We start from the raw sequence: 17,873 nt of genomic DNA on the forward strand, positions 1-17,873 counted from the left end.
ACAACAACGCTTGTCCACCGAAGCTAACAGACATATCTCTGCAATAGCTGGCCTTCATAAGATTTCAAAGAAGGCCGGGCCACGGAAATAGCACTCATGTTGTGCCGAAGTTCTGGAAACAGCTCCAGAATCTCTTCTCGCGTTTCTTCAGAGAAACTGTCGAGCGATTGATCTCCCGGATAAAAACTCTCGGAAGGCACGCTTTCAGCATAAATCACTTGGTGCCGATCAAACAGTAGATGGTAATACTCAACCTCACCGCCTGATTTTGCCCGGATACTGCAATCGTTTACAAGATGCTTTGCCGCTATCAGCACCTCAGAACTGCCAAACATAAGTTCGGCATGAGCGCTTGTGACGGCTCTGTTGCACAAATCGGCTGACGGCCGGTGTTCCCCTTTCCCCGGACAGACTTATCCCACGGGCTCTGTGACAGGGATGCCGAGCGCAGTGTAGCCGTTCAGAACGGCGATACGGACCTGAAACTCCGCGACCTGCCGGTCGAAGTCCCGCGCCATGAGGCGCTGCCCCAGCAGTTTCACGCAATGCATCCACTGACCGGCAGGGTTATGCGAAGCATGATCCCGAGAGGTTTTGTTTCGACGCGGCTTCGACGGTGGTATCCGCTCCATCGTCGCCAGAGGGCACGACCGAGGTATTTCGATGCCCGCAGTGCTTCGTTTCGTGCGACCGCGCCGGCGGTGACGGTCTTCCACGGTTTGGCGTTCTTGCGGGGCGGGATGACAGCGTGGGCACCGCGGTCAGCGATTGGATCGTGGCATTTGCGGGTGTCGTAGGCACCGTCGGCAGTGACGCTGCTGATCTGCACGTACGCGGGGATCTGGTTGAGCAGGTCGGGTAATACCGGCTCCTCGCCGATATGGTTCCCTGTGATCTCTACGGTCCGAACCTCCAGCGTCTCCTCATCAATCCCCAAGTGGATCTTGCGCCAGACGCGCCGCTTGGGACCGCCATGCTTGCGGGCGTGCCACTCGCCTTCGCCTTCGACCTTGATACCCGTGCTGTCGATCAGCAGGTGCAGTGGGCCCTTCGACCCGCGATACGGGATGTTTACGACCAGGGTCTTCTGACGGCGGGACAGCGTGCTGAAGTCAGGCACCGACCAGTCGAGACCGACCAGCCGCAGCAGGCTTTCGACAAAGCCTGTCGTCTGCCGAAGCGCCATGCCGAACAGCACCTTCATCGAAAGGCATGTCTGGATGGCGGCATCGCTGTAGGTCTGCTGGCGGCCACGCCTGCCTGTCGGCGCGGCATCCCAGCTCATCTCAGGGTCGAACCAGATCATCAGCGAGCCGCGGCGCTTGAGCGCATTATTGCAGGCTGGTCAGTTCCTGGTCCTGTAGGTCGGGGGTGAAGGTCTGCTCATGCATCCCAGCTACCACGCTGGATTCATGAGATGAATCCCACACGGAATTTGTGCAACAGAGCCGCCTTGATGGAACACATTCGTGGCGGACGGCGTCTGCCGACTATTCAAGAGTCGGCAGACGCTCGCGGTTCAGTTGCTTTTCGGAAGGGTATCCAGAAGCACCGGCTTCTCCCCCGCGAAGTCGATCCAGGCATTGGTGCCGTTCAGGCGGGAACCGGCCACATTGTCCGCATCAAAATGGATCTCGAACTGCTCGGGCCCGTGCGCGTAGGCGACAACAAGCCCGTATTCCGGGTTAAGAAATCCGCCGTGCGGCCGGATGCCAGGATAGCTGATGCGCCAGGCCGCGCCGTCCGGGCCGACATGACCAAGGGTCAGCTTGCCGATGACATCGCCGGGCAGCTCAAAGAACCAGACCCAGGGGCCGCCGGAAGCAATCGTCATCACCTCGTCGATGCCGGTGCCGTCCTCTGCATGGTTGATGTGCAGCGGGCCGAATTTCTTGTGGACCCAGACCCGGGTCTCAGCGTCCATCTTGTTCATGTCATAGACCTTGGGGTAGGGCGCAACACCCGGTTCCGAAGTGGTGAGCGAGCCGCCGTTTTCGACCGTCGGCTCCCGCCCTGCGGCGGCGATTTCTGTCAGCAGATCTTCGCGGGTCAGTTCAAAGGCAGAGATCAGCTGCGCCTCCTCCTCGGCAGTTATGGTGCGGCTGCGGGAGGTCTCAAGGATCGGAAGCGCCTGATCCGGGATCGCAACGGTACTGACGCGGACACCGACGCTGTTCAGCACCGCATTCACGTCCTCCACGCCAAGCGAGGCCGGGCGGCCATCGGTGTATTCCAGTTCCAGGAGGCCGGCGGTGTCCGCGGCGCCGGCAAGCCCATGGGCGGGGAGCCACAGCACGGCTGCGGCTGCGGCAAGTTTTGAAAGCAGTTTCATAGTGGAGTTCTCCAGTTCAGTGTCCGGGGCAGTGGCCCCGGTCGGATTGCGGGGTGATGGGCTCAGGCGGGGTAGGCTGCGCCGCCCCTCCCATGCGGATGGCTCAGATCCTGGTGCGGGCCGACGGAGATGATCCCGTGCGGGTTGATGTGCCGGTGGCTCAGAAAATAGTGCTGGCGGATGGCCTCCATCTCGATCGTGGCGGCCACGCCGGGCACTTGGTATAGGTCGCGCAGATAGGGGCCGAGGTTGCGGTAATCAGCGATCCGCTTGCGGTCGGTCTTGAAGTGCGTCGCATAGACCGGATCAAACCGGACAAGGGTGGTGAACAGGCGCCAGTCCGCTTCGGTGATCCGCTCCCCGGTCAGGTAGCGGCGGGTGCCGAGCAGGGTGTCCAGCTCCTCCAGCTTGCCGAACAAATCGGTGATTGCTGCGTCATAGGCGGCCTGGGTGGTGGCAAAGCCTGCACGGTAGACGCCATTGTTGACCGGGGCATAGATTTCGGCGCTGATCCGGTCGATGTCCTGCTGCAGATCCGGCGGGTAGAAATCCGGCGTGGCGCCTGCCAGCTCATCGAAGGCCGAATTCAGCATCCGCATGATCTCTCCGGAATCGTTACTGACAATGCGGCAGGTCTTCTTGTCCAGCAGCACCGGCACGGTAACCGGCCCGGTGTGGCTTGGATCTGCGCGCTGATAGACCTGATAGAGGTACTCATCCCGCGGCACTCCGGCTGTCGGATCATGAGCTGCGGCGTCGATCTGCCACCCGTCAGGACCTGCCATCGGCAGCATCTGGGTGACGGTGCTGATCTTCTCCAGCCCCTTCAGCGCACGCAGGATCGTGGTGCGGTGACTCCAGGGACAGGCCATGGAGACATAAAGGTGGTAGCGGCCTACCTCAGCCGGGAATTCCGCCTCCGCCTGTGGCTCGATCCGATTGCGGAAACCACTGCTCATGCGGCGGAACACCCCGTCTCCCGGTTTTGGTTTTTCGGTGAGAATACCGTCAATCAGAATCTTTGCCATGGGTCGCCTCCTTGATGACGGGGCAAAGATAGAATGTTTCCATAGGCGCGATAATCTGGCTAAGGTGAAACTTATCGTTGAGAATAATTCACCCTAGTCGGAGAATGCTGATGGAAGGAATGGGAGACATCCCGGTGGTTGTGGCAGTAGCCGAAACCCAAGGGTTTGCTGCTGCAGCGCGGCGATTGGGGGTGACAAAATCCGCAGTCAGCAAGCGGATCACCCAGATCGAGAGGCGGCTGGGGACGCAGCTGTTTCACCGCTCCACCCGGAATGTCAGCCTGACCGAGGCGGGCGAGCATTTCTATGCCCATGCGGTCCGGGCGCAGGAGGCAGCGCAGGAGGCCGAGGACAGCGTTTTGGCGTTGCAAGAGGCCCCCAAGGGGCGTCTGAAGGTGAATGTACCGATGGCCTTCGGGCGTTTGCATGTGGCTCCGCTGATTTCCACCTTTCTGGCGCGTCACCCCGGCGTATCTATGGATATGGTTATGGATGACCGGGTGGCAGATCTGTTCGCTGACGGGTTCGACCTAGCGCTGCGCGGCGGAACGCTCGCGGATTCCGCGCTGGTCGCCCGCAAGATTGCACCATTGCACAACGTTCTGGTTGCTGCCCCGGCCTATTTGGAACGCCACGGCGCGCCGGAGGCGGTCCGCGATCTCAGTACCCACAACTGTCTGCAATATTCCTATAGCCGGGATTTCCAGGAATGGGTTTTCAACTCCGGTGGCGAGGTGGAGACTTTCCGCCCCGGTGGTAGCTACAGCGTTAACAATGGTGACGCGCTGCGGGAGGCTATTTTGGGCGGGACAGGGATAGGTCGGTTGCCCACTTTCAGCGCTGGCCCGGACCTGGCGACCGGGCGACTGGTACGGGTACTGCCCCAATGTCGGCTGCCGTCTCAGACGCTCTATGCCGTCTATCCGGAGCGCCGCTATTTGCCCGCCAAAGTGCGGGTTTTCATTGATTTCATCCTGGAGCATCTTGGCGGTGATGAGCCATCATGGGATCAGAGCGCCTGAATGTGAAAACTGCCTCCATGTCACATACCGTATTGCGCCAGTACGGCCAGGCAGACACAGCTGAAAAGCGATCCGCTCGCCTTTTCCGTCCCGTGCGTCATCCCCCGGTTAGGGGTCGTGCAGCGGGTAAAACATGTGCCTGAAACCACATAGAGAGCCGTCCTCTTCAATGGCCAACAAGGCGTAGGTGCATGATCAAAGAAAAAGATGTTTGTGCTTATCTTTTTACGATGAGTTGTCGGAAAAATTAACCCCGACAACTAGAGTCTTGAATACCATGATCAATTAGTTTCCCTCCGCCATAGCTGCCGAGATTTACAATGATCGATGTTCAAGTCTTTGCTTTTGACCGTTCCGTAGAACAGTACCAAACATTGCTGCAAGACTTGCCCGAGCAAGCGAAAATTATCCTGCTGGACAGCGATAAACCCGGTCTGGCCCAAATCGCGGATGCTCTACGCGATATGAGTGGCCTGTCTGCCCTGCATGTTGTCTCACATGGTGACGAGGGCAGACTATTTATTGGAAATGAGGTTGTCACAAAAAGCGTCATTACAGCTAATCCTGAGGTGATGGAGGTGCTGGGCAAAGCGCTCTTTCCGAATGGCGACATCCTTCTTTATGGCTGCAAGGTCGCTGCGACAGCGCAGGGCGAGGCCTTTGTCACCGCTCTGGCAGAGGCGACCAGCGCCAATGTGGCCGCGTCGCAGACCCTGACGGGGGCGGCGGAACTGGGCGGCGACTGGACGCTTAGCCTGCAACGAGGCGCCGTGACGACGCCAGTTGGTGTGTCGGCGACAGCGCAGACCCAGTTTTCCGGGGTTCTGTCCACAGTTCTTAGCTACAGCGCCTATTCGTACAATGGGAGCAACAAAGCGGATTGGGTCGACGGCAGCGATGGTATAGCGGATTTTCCCGGCATCGCGTTGACCCTTGACTATGGAGATGGGACCGAAGGAGCAAATACCTTCACCAATATGAATATCCGTGGCGTGATGAACATGGCGGTAGGTGCCGTGCTCGGTGGCAATGTTGGTAGTACAGACGGTACCTTCTTCAACAATGATAGCAACGGTTTCCAGTTGTCTGGAGACGGCGACTTCAGCTTTGAGGGTTTTACGGTAATAGGCCGCGGTCAAAGCCTCAGCGGTGACACGTTTACGATCCGCGGGTTCAACAGTTCCGGAACCGAGGTTGTTACAGACAGTCTCGATTGGGGAGCCAGCGGAGCGAATGTCACTGCGACTTACAGTATCGGGTCCGGAAGCTGGGACAGCGATGCTGCATGGGCATCCGTCCGAACCGTGGTCGTTGACTATTCGAATGACCCCAGTTTTCAGGAATTTGCAGTCGTGAGCATCACCGTCGATGCTGCTACGCCATCGAATGTTGTTCCTGCACTCGGCGGGGCACCGGCAGATGAGACGGCGACCGAGGATGTCGCAACGACAATTGATCTCTCTGCCTATAATGTATCGGACGCGGATGGCGATACCATTACTCTGACCCTGGCTGTAGATCGCGGTACGATTGCCTCTACCGATGGCAATGGAGTCACTGGGGGCGTGACGGTGGCAAATTCCGGCACCGGTTCGATGACCCTTCAGGGCAGCGCTGCGACCCTGAACACCTATCTGAATGACACGACCAAGATTGAATTCACCGCCAGCAGCAACGACACGACAACCGCGACGTTGACTGTTACGCCCAGTGATGGAACCGCTACCGGCACTGCAGACACCATCAGCATCAATGTGACTTCGGTCAATGACGCACCGACACTGGTCGCAACTGGCGGTAACCCCACATATGTAGAAGGCGCTACAGCGTCCGATCTGTTCAGCACGGTGACCGCCAGCACTGTCGAGAGTGGCGAAATGTTCACCGGATTGACCCTCACCGTGACCAACGTCAGCGATGGCGCGGCTGAGGTGCTGAATTTCGACGGCTCTCAGGTGAGTCTGACGCATGGGTTCTCTGCCACCACCGCGACCAATGGGTTGAGCGTGACAGTCTCTCTCAGCGGCACCACCGCGACAGTCAGCTTCTCCGGCGCGTCTCTTTCAGCGGCGGGTTTGCAGACATTGGTAGATGGTCTCTCCTATCAGAATACCTCTGACGATCCGACGACTAGCGCCAACCGAGTTATCACGCTCACCGAGACAACAGACGACGGCGGCACCGCAAATGGCGGTGATCAGGATGTCTCGGTCGACTTTTCGATGTCCATTGGCAACAAACCTGTGATCGCCAATCTTTCTGGTGACACTGTCGCATTCGTCGAAAACGGCGGCGATGTTGCCTTGGATACAAACGCAGACGCCACCGTCAGTGATGCAGATGGCGGCAACTTCAACAGCGGTTCGTTGACCGTCGCGTTTCAGAGCGGGCAAACCGCCCATGACCGCATTGTCATTGACACCAGCGCGAATGTTGCGCTGTCTTCCGGCCAATCTGCTGGTTCAACGGTGACGGTACAGGGGGTGATGATCGGAGCGCTTGTTGCAGGGTCAACAGGTGGCGCGAATGAAAATCTTGTGGTCGACCTTAACGCCGACGCGACCCCAGCACGGGTACAGGCCCTCATAACCGAGCTGTCGTATAACAACACCAGCGATGAACCAAATACAGCAAACCGAACGCTGGGTGTCACAATCGTGGATGATGTTGGCATCACTTCAGATACGGCGACCGTGACCGTAACCGTCGCCGCGACGGATGATGCGCCCACGTTGAGCGCAACCGGCACCGATCCGAATTTTATCGAAGGCGGCACTGCTATGGATCTGTTCCATACAGTCAGCGCCGATACGATAGAGTCCGGGCAGACCTTTACTGAGCTGCGTTTGACTATCACCAACTTGGCCGATGGCAGCGCGGAAATCCTGAAAATTGATGGCAGCGCACTTGCGTTGACCGATGCCAACACGCTCACCACTGCAACAAATAGCCTATCAGCCACAGTTTCGGTCACTGGCACAACCGCCACCGTCACGCTGACAAGCGGCACCATGAGCTCGGCGGCCGTTCAAACCTTGGTGGACGCTATCACCTATCAGAACACGTCAGAGGATCCGACCAATGCCTCCAACCGTGTTGTCACAATCACGGCCTTGACCGACAGTGGCAGTGCAACGGGCAGCAATGAGAACAGTGCCACGCTGTCACTGGCGTCGACTGTCACGGTGAGCCCGGTGAATGACGCACCCGTGGTGGACGCGGTGTTTGCCGAGGCCGCCAGCCAGATTGTTCTCGGGACGGGTTTTGCAGACCTCAGCGGGCTCAATGATGCCGCGGTCTCGAACCTCGATTCTGATGACTACCAAGGGGGGTCTCTGACCATCCAACAGACCTCGGGAACTGCAAATGGGTCCTGGGGCGTGGATGGCACGCTTGTCACATCAGATGGGGATGCAGTCATAGCCGCAGGGCAGACCGTGCAGGTCAATGGGGTGACGGTTGGGACCATTGACCCCACCAATGTCGGCGCCAATGGTGGAACGCTCACAATTAATTTCACAACCGGAAGTGCGACCAGCGCCAACGTGCAAACGCTTCTGCAGAATCTCACCTATTCTGCGCCCTCCGCAAGCGGAACGCGGACCTTCGATCTGACATTGAATGATAATGATGGTAGCACAAACGGCGGCGATCAGGATGTTTCTGGCACGTTTGATATTCTTGTCGTCAGCAGTCCTCCGGTCATCGGAAACTTGGACGGCGACAGTTTTACGTTTACCGAAGGCGATAATGCGACCCCCATTGATGTGGGTGGTAATCTGACCGTCAGCGACCCGGACGATGCAAATTTTGATCAAGGGACCGTGACGATTTCCTACGAAAGCGGCATGCAGCCCGAAGACCGTATCTCGGTGGATGTCAGCGGCGTCGTTTCCCTATCCGCAGGTCTGGGCAATGGGTCTGTCGTATCGGTAAGCGGCGTGACCATCGGAACTGTTTCGGCCACCGGAACTGGCGGCGCGGGAGAGGATCTGGTGATCAACCTCACCGCAGGCGCAACCCATGCGGCGATGCAAAGCTTTCTCAGTGCCATTCAATATGACAACACTTCTGTCAGCGCACCTACAGATGGAAACCGGGAGATCGGTGTCAGGATCGTTGGCGGTGATGGTGCAATATCTGATCTGGCTGTAATTACGATCAATGTAGATCCCGCATCCTCAGGTGGTGGATCGTCAGGCGGAACGCCAGCTCCTGTTGAAATACCGATGGATGTGTCGGCAGGTGATGACAATGACACCTTCAGTGGCACCAACTACAATGACACCATCAACGGCGGCGGCGGAAATGATCGCATTACCGGGGATCGAGGCGAAGATCTGCTCCATGGTGGCAAGGGCGTTGATACATTGCGTGGTGGTGACGGTGACGATCGGCTGTTCCTCGGTTCGGGCAACGACCGCGGTGTTGCGGGCGCGGGGAATGATCAGATGAACGGTGGCGGCGGAAATGACATGCTGCATGGTGGGCAAGGCGACGATACGCTGCGCGGTGGCCAAGGCGCGGACCGTGTCTATGGCGGGCAGGGCTCCGATAGTATCCGCGCCGGGCAGGGCAACGATACGGTCTTTGGCGGTTCAGGGGCCGATCGTGTCCGCGGTGACCTCGGGAACGACCAGATCTCCCTCGGTATCGATGATGACAGGGCCTTCGGCGGCAGCGGCGATGATAGTCTCGCTGGTGGAGACGGCGAGGACACATTGAACGGCGGCATGGGCGATGATCTGCTACGCGGAGGCGCAGGTCGTGATACGTTCATCTTTGCCAGCGGGCGCGGCAATGACCGAATTTCTGATTTCAATGTGCAAGATGATCAGCTTAACCTCAGGGACTTCAGCTTCACTGATCGTGAGCAGGCGCTTGCCTTTGGCATGCAATCAGATGGCGATTTCATCTTCAGTTTTGAGGATGGCAGCACGCTAACCCTCCACAACATATCGCTGGCGGATCTGAATGAGGCTGTGTTCCTGTTCTAGAGTTTGGATTCATTGAGTTTCAGAGCCAGTAGATGACCGTTGTAGTCGGAGCGATGGCAGCGCAAGCTACTACGATTGATAAAGATAATCCCACTCAAGACACGATATCTGTGCATCCGTCAGTCAGAAAAGAGCAGACATGCTCACCGCTCTTTTGGGCGCGATGAACCGCTCAGCAGTGCGGAAATCAATGGATTCTGACCCCATCCCAGATGGGGAGACTACGTGGCACCCCAAAATTTCTCGGTATTCCCTGTCAAAAAAATGCGCGCCAAAAAAATGTCGGCGCGCATTGAAGGGCGATGTTACGTCAGCCTATAGCGCAAAGCCGGTAGGCGGGACAGGAGCATCCAGTCAACAACAAGCAGCGTCAGAAGCGCCAGCCCTGCCATGGGAAACGCCATGGACACGGCGAGGCCGACCAGGACTGCGCCCTGCCAGATGGGCATTTCCTTTGGCATCGGCGGCGCCGAAAGACGGCCAGCCCTGGTCGGACGACGTTTCCACCAGAGCACAATTGCGCTGACACATAGGAACAGGACGGACAGACAAACCAGCGTGTTTGCGAGAACGCTCCATAGCCCCAGGGTTCCCATATGAAGGGCGATGCCAACCGCCATCGCCTTCCCCGCCCAAGAGTAATCGGCAAACCGGACATCTGCCAGGATCTTACCCGTATGGCGGTCGATATGAACGGTCCGGTCGGAGGTGGGGTTGGTGCTGTCTGTGCTCATTGAATCCCGGCTGACGGTCCAGACGCCGGTGTCGCCGCGCGGAATGCTCAGCTGATACCGCCCCTCGAACCCGATGCGGCGGGCCAAGGCATCGATGCTGTCGATGTCGACGAGAGCAGTTGTCACACCGACCCGTCCCACATCGCTGCCCGAGGCAGGCATCGGCGTTTGTTCCAACGCCCATGGGACTTCGCGCCGGGCGTGATCCATACTGGCGTGGACGTCTTCGGATAGCGGTACATTGTCCCATTTTTCAGCTGGGAACTGGCTCCAGGCCTGCACCATTTTACCCCCCCAAATGCCGGCCCAGGCTAGGCCAGAAACTAGAAACAGTATGAGAAACAGCGAGATCCAAATGCCGACCACACCATGCAGTGATTTCCACAGGCTCCGACCACGTCCAAGGCTCGGCAGCAGGGCGCGACGCCACCCGATTGTCCGGGGCCACCACATATAAAGGCCGGTTGCAATCAGCACCAACGCCAATGAGGCTGCCGTTTCCAAAATCCGGTCGCCACTGACACCTAGCATCAGATCGCTGTGCAGGTTATCCGCAAAATCATACCAACCGCTGCGGCGCGGGAAGGTCTCGATGACCTCAGCGATGTAGGGATCAACCGCGATCATGACGGCATCGCCATCATGATCAACACGAAAAAGCGCGGCGAGATCGGCATCGCGGGGAGCCACATATTGTCTTAACTCGCCCTCTGGCAAGCGTGCTTGCGCGGCCTCGGCCTGCACCGAGAGTGGTTGAACCTGTTCTTGCGGCGCCACGGGCGTGCGCTCACCATCGCGACCATCGATCCAGGCGATCCACAGCATGGCGAGGCCGGTAACCGCGAGTGCAGCGAGAAACGGAATGACAAACAGTCCGGTGTAGAAATGCCACCGCCAGGCGGCAAAATAGAGTTTTTGCGCGCTGCCCTGCGGCTGCGCGGTGGAATTGGGCATAGTCATGGGTTGGCTCCAAGCCTTTGGATGCTGTTGTTGTCACAGCACCTGAGTTGCAATTGACGTCAGAGAAGAGTGGTCAAAAGCGGAGGAGGAGCTCGGCTGCCATGGGCCGGATCACGCCAAAGCGTGCTGTGCGGCAGTCTCGTCAATGGAGCAGATGCCGTTGAACGTTGCACCCATGCGACGCCGGGCGTTGCCGGATGGTCAGGTATCAGCGCGGCCGCGACCAGTCGACACGCTTCACATTGCGCGAGAGTACCGTGGCCCGGATCCTGACTGTCGCCACATAGATCACTGAGTGCGCCGCCTGCCGCGACAAAGGCTGCGTAGTCCGGTGAGTCTTCGGCGCGCTCAATCGTATGTGCAAAACCAGTGCTGGCCAGGGCGAGCACGAGCGCCAGCATCATGGCCAGTCGTGGAAAGATATGAACCGCGAATCGCATAGACAGTGTCGTAGTTCGACTGCGGTTGAATTGCGAGTGGTTTTGAGGTGGAAACAGGGCTTTGCAGACCGAAGGGCTCGTCTGGCGTGCAATGGCGGGTCTCGGCTCTGACAACGTGCTATGCCTGCACGGCAGCTCGTCTGGCCGAGAAAAGAGCTGCCCCGTATACCAGTGCGTATCCAAAGAACGCCGTACACCATGCCGCGGCCGAGAGGTGATAAAGCCAACCAGCGCTACCCACGCCAATCCCGGCCACAATTCGAACGACACTCGCCACCAGAACCGCCAGTAAAATCAGTTTTGCGCCGGGTCCCGCCACCAGCCGTCGCCCGGTATGGCCCAGCGTGGCACGTATCATCACGGCGAGGGTCATCATGCCAATGGCGCCTGCCATCCAGAGGTGCTGAGCTGCGGCTGTGTCCAGTGGCACGTGCGGGATCTTTGAAATAGCCATGAGGACCGCGCCGCAGGGAACCATCGCATAGGCTAGATGCAGCACGGCAAGCAATGGCTCCGCCGCTGTGCGGTGTCCCTGCCAGCGTGCCAGGCGCAGCAGATGCCCCATCGCAAAGATGGTTAGTGCAACAGCCGCCGCGATATGATCCGGCGCCGCAACCCAGATGCCAAGGGCAGGCAGGCTGATAGCAAAGACAAATTTGTCGAGGCGCTGCATCGGGCTGGCGGGACGGGCATCAACACCCATCTTAAGGAGCCAATTGCCCGTGAAACTGGGGATGATGCGACCGCCAATGAGGCAGATCATGCCAATCACCGTTGCTAATCCCAAACGCATGCCGAGACCTTGGGCGGGGTATCCACCTCCTGCCGTCTCCAGATGTACCAATAGCAGCGCCAATGTGTGCAGCCCCAACAACACTAGAACAACAAGGTTGCGCCAGTTTCTTCCGGCGATAACCTCACGCAGGATTACGGCTCCTAGGATGAGCGGAAAACTCACATCGACACAGGCCACGACGACGGCAGGCAGATCTGCGGTATAGAGATCGGTGACGCGCCCTGCCAGCCAGAGCAGGACCAAACCCAGCAACGGCCATCCTTTGAGCGGCGCGCCTCCAGTCCAATTTGGGACTGCCGTGAGCAGGAAGCCTGCCAGAACTGCGCTGAGGTATCCAAACAGAAATGCCTTGGCATGCCAGGAGACCGGATCCAGCATGATTGGGAGCGTGAGTACACCGCTCAGCTGTCCGATCCAGGCGATCATCGCCAGACCGGCCCAAAGCGCGGCGAGAAAGAAAAACGGGCGAAAACCGTAGGAGAGAATGGCAGGTGCCCAGGATGACGCGTTTGTCTCCTTGCGACCTGCGTCTGTTGTCACTGTCATAGGTCAGATCCGTTCATATTAAACCTCAGGTGTCCATCAGGCGCCGGATATGTCCGGCGAAGGCATAGGTGGCGGGCACCGCGATCATGGCGCCGATCGCGATGGATGCAGCAGTTCCCAGCACTGGCATCCCAAGCCAGCTGGTAATCAGTGAGGCGAAGAAGACATTGACGGCCATAGCACCTGCACAAAGAGGATAAAGTGCGATTGCGATACGCCTGCGTGACCAGCCCGACTGCGGCGTCATCGCCGCCTCACAAGAACATGGACCGCCGCAAGGGCCAGCACCAGCGCGATACAGGCCAGCCCAAACCAGAATTCAGCAGTCGCGGATTGCGCCTGCGGTGCCGGACGGTCAAAACCTGTCGCCATCGCGGGCAGAGCGGTGATCGCGACGTAGAATATTCCCGATAAGATGTGACGCATGTCAGTTCTCCTGTGTCAGGCTTCGGTAGATGTCGGGCAGGGCGCGAGATAATCGGGCAGGGTTCGGCAGTAGCGAAAACCCGCCGCGGCCGAAAATCCGTGCGAACCAGTCCTGTCCGTCTTCGTCGATGATGATGCCATGCAGGCTTTGGCCGGCGCTGCGGGCGCTGCGCACGGCCATGCGGCTGTCCTCAATACCATGCTGGCCTTCGTAATGGTCCAGATCATTGGGCTTGCCGTCTGTAAGGACAATCAACAGCTTGCGGCTGGATGGCTCTGCAGCCAGCCGGGTGCTGACGTGGCGGATCGCTGCCCCAAGACGGGTGTAGTGGCCCGGTTGCAGCGCGCCGATATTGGCGGTGACGGCATCGGACATCGGCATGTCAAACCCCTTGCAGCGGGTCAGGAACACCCGGTCACGGCGCAGGGATGAGAACCCCCAGATCGCCAATCGGTCGCCTGCCACATCAATCCCGAAAGCCAGCGCCGCCATTGCATTGCGGGCGATCTCAATCACGCTGCTGTCGGCAATCGCGGCCTCGGTGGACCGTGAGGTGTCGATCAGAAAAGCGACCGATAGATCCCGCTGCTGCTGGCGTGCGCTCTGCCAGAGCCGGTCACTGCCACGTCCGGTCGCCGCCAGATCCGCTTGGTTAGAGATAACCGCATCCAGGTCCAGCTCAGCGCCTTCGACTTGGCGTGGTTGCAAGATCCGGCGTGGGCGCAGCGCTTCGAATTGGCGACGAACCATCCGGATCTGGCGGAGATCGGGCTGAAAGGGGTGCTTGGTGTCAGGCTGAGCGGCCGCCTCAAGCACGCGACAGTGATCCGCCATCTCGCTTTGGCTGCGATGGTTCCATTCGGGATAGGTGAATTCAGCGCTCAACCGTTCGTGTTCGGCATCTGCGGGCGACAGGTCCAGATGCAACCGCAACCGGGACGCCAACCGGCGGTCATGTTTGGTGAGCGGGATCAGATCCTGATCCTCTGCGGCCTTTTGAGCATTGTCAGGGTCGTCATCATCGACACTGCGGTTGATATTCATCGACTCCACCCAGGACAGGATGGATTCAAACCGATGCAAGATGAAGCTGTCCTTCCGGCGCGCCTGATCCTGATCAATGCGCGCGCCCAGCTTGCGACTGCTGCTTGCCGCAGTGGGCAAGGGACTTGTCTGATCGGCGGGCTCTTCCGCAGCCACCACGGAATGACCGGGGGCCTCGAAGCGGAGCCAGAACGGCACTGGTGCAAAAGGCAGATAGCGCCCCACCCCCGCCTCCGTCGGCAGTTCCGCGCTAAACGGCTGACCCGCCGTGACCTCCCAAGGGTCCTGAGACAAAGCCGCGACAACCTGTTCTGCGACCAGCCGGTCAGCGGCATGCGGCGGCTGCGCCTTGCGCTGTTGCAAGCATAGACTTGCCATTTGTTGATAGGTTTCCCGCAGGCCGGGGCACTGTTGGGCGGCGCGGCGGCTGGCGTTGAGAGTAACCCGGATCCGTGCCAGATCGGTGGCGCGCGCCGATTTCTCCGACTGCGGTCGCAGCTCTGTCGGCTCGGCAACCGCAGCCTGCGCGACCAGCCAGAAGTACGTGGCCCGGTTCAACTCATAATGGGGAAAGCAGGCCATCACTGGGGGCAGGGCCAATCGCCTACCATCAAAGCAGGGAATGAATTCGCGCATTCGGTCCGCCGTAACCCGGTGCGTAAGGGAGCGTCGATGCTGCGCCACTGTTGCGGGTGCCTCGACCAGATCGACCGACGCGGCCCCGCCCAAAGCGCGAAACAGCACTGCCAGGCTTGGCCTCAGATCCTGCAACCGGCAGGCCGCAGCAGACAGCGTCGCGCCATCCTCTGCGACCTCACCGGCGAGATTGCTGGCCATATCGTGCCAGAGGTTGCCAACAGTTTCCTCTGGCTCCATCAGGTCGAGCAATTTCATAGCGCTACCCGTAGATCGTCGCGATCAGATCGCGCAGCGCTTGTTTGATGTCCTCTTCATCGGTGAGGGGTTCGATGATCGCGGCCTCCAGCGCCGATTCAATCGGCATACCGCGGTGGATCAGACTTGCAGTGTAGATCAGCAGCCGGGTCGACACGCCCTCTTCAAGATCCATCCCTGACAGGGCCCGGATATGACCGGCCAATCGCACCAGCGGTCGCACCCTAGAAGCATCCAGCCCGCTTTCCTGTGCGACGATGGCACTCTCCGGCTCCGGATTCGGGAAATCAAAACTGGCCGAGAGAAACCGTTGCCGTGTCGAAGGTTTGAGCCGCTTCAGCACGTTCTGGTAGCCGGGATTGTAAGAAGCAACCAGCATGAAGCCGGGCGGCGCCACCAGTTCTTCGCCGGTGCGATCAATCATCAGCATGCGGCGGTTGTCGGTTAGTGGATGAAGAACCACAGTGACGTCCTTGCGCGCCTCGACAATCTCATCCAGATAGCAGATCCCCCCCTCGCGCACAGCGCGGGTCAGTGGACCATCAACCCAATGGGTATCGCCTCCTTTCAGCAAATACCGGCCAATCAGGTCAGCGGCGGAGAGATCATCATGGCAGGCCACGGTATAAAGCGGCCGATCCAGCCTAGCTGCCATATGTTCGACAAAGCGTGTCTTGCCGCAGCCGGTCGGCCCCTTCAACAGAAGGGGCAGGCCTTGGGCATGGGCGGTTTCGAACAATGCGCATTCCTGAGCAATCTCATGGTAGCGCGGGATCGGACGGGGGGTGTGCATGTTCATCAATTACTCCCCCGCAACAGTGCTGGCTTTATGCGACGGACCGGGTGCAATCACCTCGTCCTTGCGCACCACCAAAAGCGCGTAGATGAACAGCAAAGCCCCGATCACGACCGCAGCCCCAGCCCCGAACCGCATCAGATAGAAAATCGACAGGCTGTCCTGAACATCCATGTAGTAGTCCCCAATGACGCGCTGCATATGGGTCTGGATGGTACCGGCAAAAGTCAGCACGAAGGTCATGAAGGCCATCCCGCCGGTCATCAGCCAGAAGCTCGCCATATTCAGAACCTGGTTATACGGTGCCCGTCCACGCAGCATTGGCATCGCATAAGTGAAGATCGCGAGGTTCAGCGCCACATAGGCCCCGTAGAAAGAAAGATGCCCATGTGCAGCAGTGATCTGGGTGCCGTGACTGTAGAAATTGACCCCATGCAGCGTATGCAGGAACCCCCAAACACCCGCACCGAAGAAGGCAACCGTGCTGGACCCGAGCGACCACAAAAGAGCGGCCTTGTTGGGGTGGTTCTTCCGTCCCTTCCAGACCATCACGAAGGCAAAGGACATCATCAGGAAGAAAGGGATCACCTCAAACGTTGAGAAGATCGAGCCGACCCACTGCCAATAGCCGGGTAAACCGATCCAATAGAAATGGTGACCAGTGCCCAGAATCCCGGAGAAAAGAGCGGTGGCGACGATAACATAAAGCCATTTTTCCACCACTTCTCGGTCAACACCGGTCAGCTTCAGCAACAGAAAGGCGAGGATCGCTGCCATCACCAGCTCCCAGGTTGCTTCCACCCAGAGGTGGACAACAAACCACCAGTACATCTTGTCCAGCGAGAGGTTTTCCGGGTTGATGAAGGCGAAGATCCACAGCAACGACAGCAGCCATAGCCCCATCAACAACACATTGGTGATCGCGGTTTTCTTCCCCGCTAGCACCGTCATCGACACATTGAAGAGGAAAATCAGCGCGGCGACGAGGATACCGAACTTCACCCAGAGCGGTTGCTCCAGAAATTCGCGCCCACCGTGAATACCAACAAGATAGGAGCCAACTGCCCCAAGCGTACCAATCATCAGGATCGCAAGCTGCAGATAGGCCAGTTTGACCGAGTAAATCTCCCGCTCCGATTCTTCCGGGATCAGGAAATAGGCCGCGCCGAAGAAGCCGAGCAGCAACCAGACGATCAGCGCATTGGTATGCAGCATACGGATAATATTGAAGGGCAGCAGCTCTGACAGGAAATTGGGGGAGACATAGATCCAACCTGCCAATAACCCGCCGAGGACCTGAATTGCGAACAACGCCATTGCGCAGATAAAATAGGCCTGAGCGACCTTTTGAGATTGATATTTCATGATGTCTCTCCCTTAGCCCGCGTCATTCGGCGGCCAGCCCTGAGTGTCGGTCTGATCCGCCCATCGCAGGAATTCGGCCAAGCCGCGGGTTTCCTCTTCGGTCAACTCGAAATAAGGCATCTGACGGCGCCCCTCGACACCGCTGGGCTGACTCTCCATCCAGCTATTCAAGATTTCGAAAGCCTCTTCCGGTTCATCCTGAACACCCCATCTGGTCATCACATTGCCGACCTCCGGCGCAAAGTATGCCCCCTCACCGTGTAGCGTGTGGCAATTGATGCAGGAGTGTCGTTCCCAGACCCGTTTGCCCAGTGCGACGGCTTCGGTCAGGGGCATTCCTGCGGTGGAGGTCGTCACCACATAGCGGTGGCTGTGCACGGTCATGCCAATGAACACCACGACGAAGAAAATCGATCCCCCGTAGAACACATTGCGCGCCCGCGACTTGGTCAGAAATTCAGCCATGGCCTGGCCCTTTCCGGCAGTTGTTGA

The 17,873-nt window shown here is 58.7% G+C and carries 13 protein-coding genes and 1 pseudogene; 2 read left to right on the forward strand and 12 right to left on the reverse strand.

What is annotated here, in order from left to right; all coding sequences use genetic code 11:
* Positions 1-23: 23 nt before the first annotated feature.
* The 4 genes and pseudogenes from J4721_RS19875 to J4721_RS01780 form a co-directional block, all read right to left on the reverse strand.
* Entirely contained in the window at positions 24-374 is a 351-nt protein-coding gene (locus J4721_RS19875; RefSeq protein ID WP_338142638.1) for a Hint domain-containing protein, read from the reverse strand.
* Positions 375-413: 39 nt separating this feature from the next.
* Positions 414-1,387: pseudogene (locus J4721_RS01770) on the reverse strand (IS5 family transposase).
* 132 nt (positions 1,388-1,519) lie between these two features.
* Positions 1,520-2,332 (reverse strand): hypothetical protein, encoded by an 813-nt coding sequence (locus tag J4721_RS01775; RefSeq protein ID WP_211001972.1) that lies wholly within the window; start codon positions 2,330-2,332, stop codon positions 1,520-1,522.
* Between the two features lie 62 nt (positions 2,333-2,394).
* Positions 2,395-3,360, reverse strand: coding sequence for a glutathione S-transferase family protein (locus J4721_RS01780; RefSeq protein ID WP_211001973.1), 966 nt, complete (start codon positions 3,358-3,360; stop codon positions 2,395-2,397).
* 110 nt (positions 3,361-3,470) lie between these two features.
* On the opposite strand from J4721_RS01780, the gene J4721_RS01785 reads away from it, so the two are divergent.
* The gene (locus tag J4721_RS01785) at positions 3,471-4,382 is read left to right on the forward strand and encodes a LysR family transcriptional regulator (protein WP_102859841.1); all 912 of its coding nucleotides are present in this window, start codon (positions 3,471-3,473) and stop codon (positions 4,380-4,382) included.
* 320 nt (positions 4,383-4,702) lie between these two features.
* Positions 4,703-9,379 (forward strand): DUF4347 domain-containing protein, encoded by a 4,677-nt coding sequence (locus J4721_RS01790; protein WP_211001974.1) that lies wholly within the window; start codon positions 4,703-4,705, stop codon positions 9,377-9,379.
* A 305-nt stretch (positions 9,380-9,684) separates the two neighbouring features.
* On the opposite strand, the gene J4721_RS01795 is transcribed toward J4721_RS01790, so the two are convergent.
* The 8 genes from J4721_RS01795 to J4721_RS01830 form a co-directional block, all read right to left on the reverse strand.
* Complete coding sequence (locus J4721_RS01795) at positions 9,685-11,073, reverse strand: PepSY domain-containing protein (RefSeq protein WP_211001975.1); 1,389 nt, start codon at positions 11,071-11,073, stop codon at positions 9,685-9,687.
* 558 nt (positions 11,074-11,631) lie between these two features.
* The gene (locus tag J4721_RS01800; protein WP_211001976.1) at positions 11,632-12,855 is read right to left on the reverse strand and encodes an NnrS family protein; all 1,224 of its coding nucleotides are present in this window, start codon (positions 12,853-12,855) and stop codon (positions 11,632-11,634) included.
* Between the two features lie 25 nt (positions 12,856-12,880).
* A complete protein-coding gene (locus J4721_RS01805) occupies positions 12,881-13,102 on the reverse strand; it encodes an NnrT protein (protein WP_211001977.1) in 222 nt (73 codons plus the stop codon).
* Positions 13,099-13,281, reverse strand: coding sequence for a hypothetical protein (locus J4721_RS01810; protein WP_014881749.1), 183 nt, complete (start codon positions 13,279-13,281; stop codon positions 13,099-13,101). Before J4721_RS01810 ends, J4721_RS01805 begins: the two co-directional genes overlap by 4 nt.
* A gap of 1 nt (position 13,282) precedes the next feature.
* Positions 13,283-15,220: a nitric oxide reductase activation protein NorD gene (locus J4721_RS01815; protein WP_211001978.1), complete on the reverse strand. Its 1,938-nt coding sequence runs from the start codon at positions 15,218-15,220 to the stop codon at positions 13,283-13,285.
* A gap of 4 nt (positions 15,221-15,224) precedes the next feature.
* Complete coding sequence (locus tag J4721_RS01820; protein ID WP_102875479.1) at positions 15,225-16,019, reverse strand: CbbQ/NirQ/NorQ/GpvN family protein; 795 nt, start codon at positions 16,017-16,019, stop codon at positions 15,225-15,227.
* 3 nt (positions 16,020-16,022) lie between these two features.
* Positions 16,023-17,381: a cbb3-type cytochrome c oxidase subunit I gene (locus J4721_RS01825; protein ID WP_211001979.1), complete on the reverse strand. Its 1,359-nt coding sequence runs from the start codon at positions 17,379-17,381 to the stop codon at positions 16,023-16,025.
* Between the two features lie 12 nt (positions 17,382-17,393).
* Positions 17,394-17,846, reverse strand: a complete 453-nt coding sequence (locus tag J4721_RS01830; RefSeq protein WP_014881753.1) for a cytochrome c — start codon at positions 17,844-17,846, stop codon at positions 17,394-17,396.
* Between the last annotated feature and the right edge of the window lie 27 nt (positions 17,847-17,873).

The organism is Phaeobacter sp. HS011 (assembly GCF_018101215.1).
Lineage (GTDB): Bacteria > Pseudomonadota > Alphaproteobacteria > Rhodobacterales > Rhodobacteraceae > Phaeobacter > Phaeobacter inhibens.

Coding starts and splice junctions, on each gene's coding strand:
- J4721_RS01785 (WP_102859841.1), top strand. CDS start 3,471: ATGGAAGGAATGGGAGACATCCCGGTGGTTGTGGCAGTAGCCGAAACC.
- J4721_RS01805 (WP_211001977.1), bottom strand. CDS start 13,102: ATGACGCCGCAGTCGGGCTGGTCACGCAGGCGTATCGCAATCGCACTT.
- J4721_RS01800 (WP_211001976.1), bottom strand. CDS start 12,855: ATGACAGTGACAACAGACGCAGGTCGCAAGGAGACAAACGCGTCATCC.
- J4721_RS01775 (WP_211001972.1), bottom strand. CDS start 2,332: ATGAAACTGCTTTCAAAACTTGCCGCAGCCGCAGCCGTGCTGTGGCTC.
- J4721_RS01825 (WP_211001979.1), bottom strand. CDS start 17,381: ATGAAATATCAATCTCAAAAGGTCGCTCAGGCCTATTTTATCTGCGCA.
- J4721_RS01790 (WP_211001974.1), top strand. CDS start 4,703: ATGATCGATGTTCAAGTCTTTGCTTTTGACCGTTCCGTAGAACAGTAC.
- J4721_RS01820 (WP_102875479.1), bottom strand. CDS start 16,019: ATGAACATGCACACCCCCCGTCCGATCCCGCGCTACCATGAGATTGCT.
- J4721_RS01810 (WP_014881749.1), bottom strand. CDS start 13,281: ATGCGTCACATCTTATCGGGAATATTCTACGTCGCGATCACCGCTCTG.
- J4721_RS01795 (WP_211001975.1), bottom strand. CDS start 11,073: ATGACTATGCCCAATTCCACCGCGCAGCCGCAGGGCAGCGCGCAAAAA.
- J4721_RS01780 (WP_211001973.1), bottom strand. CDS start 3,360: ATGGCAAAGATTCTGATTGACGGTATTCTCACCGAAAAACCAAAACCG.
- J4721_RS01815 (WP_211001978.1), bottom strand. CDS start 15,220: ATGAAATTGCTCGACCTGATGGAGCCAGAGGAAACTGTTGGCAACCTC.
- J4721_RS01830 (WP_014881753.1), bottom strand. CDS start 17,846: ATGGCTGAATTTCTGACCAAGTCGCGGGCGCGCAATGTGTTCTACGGG.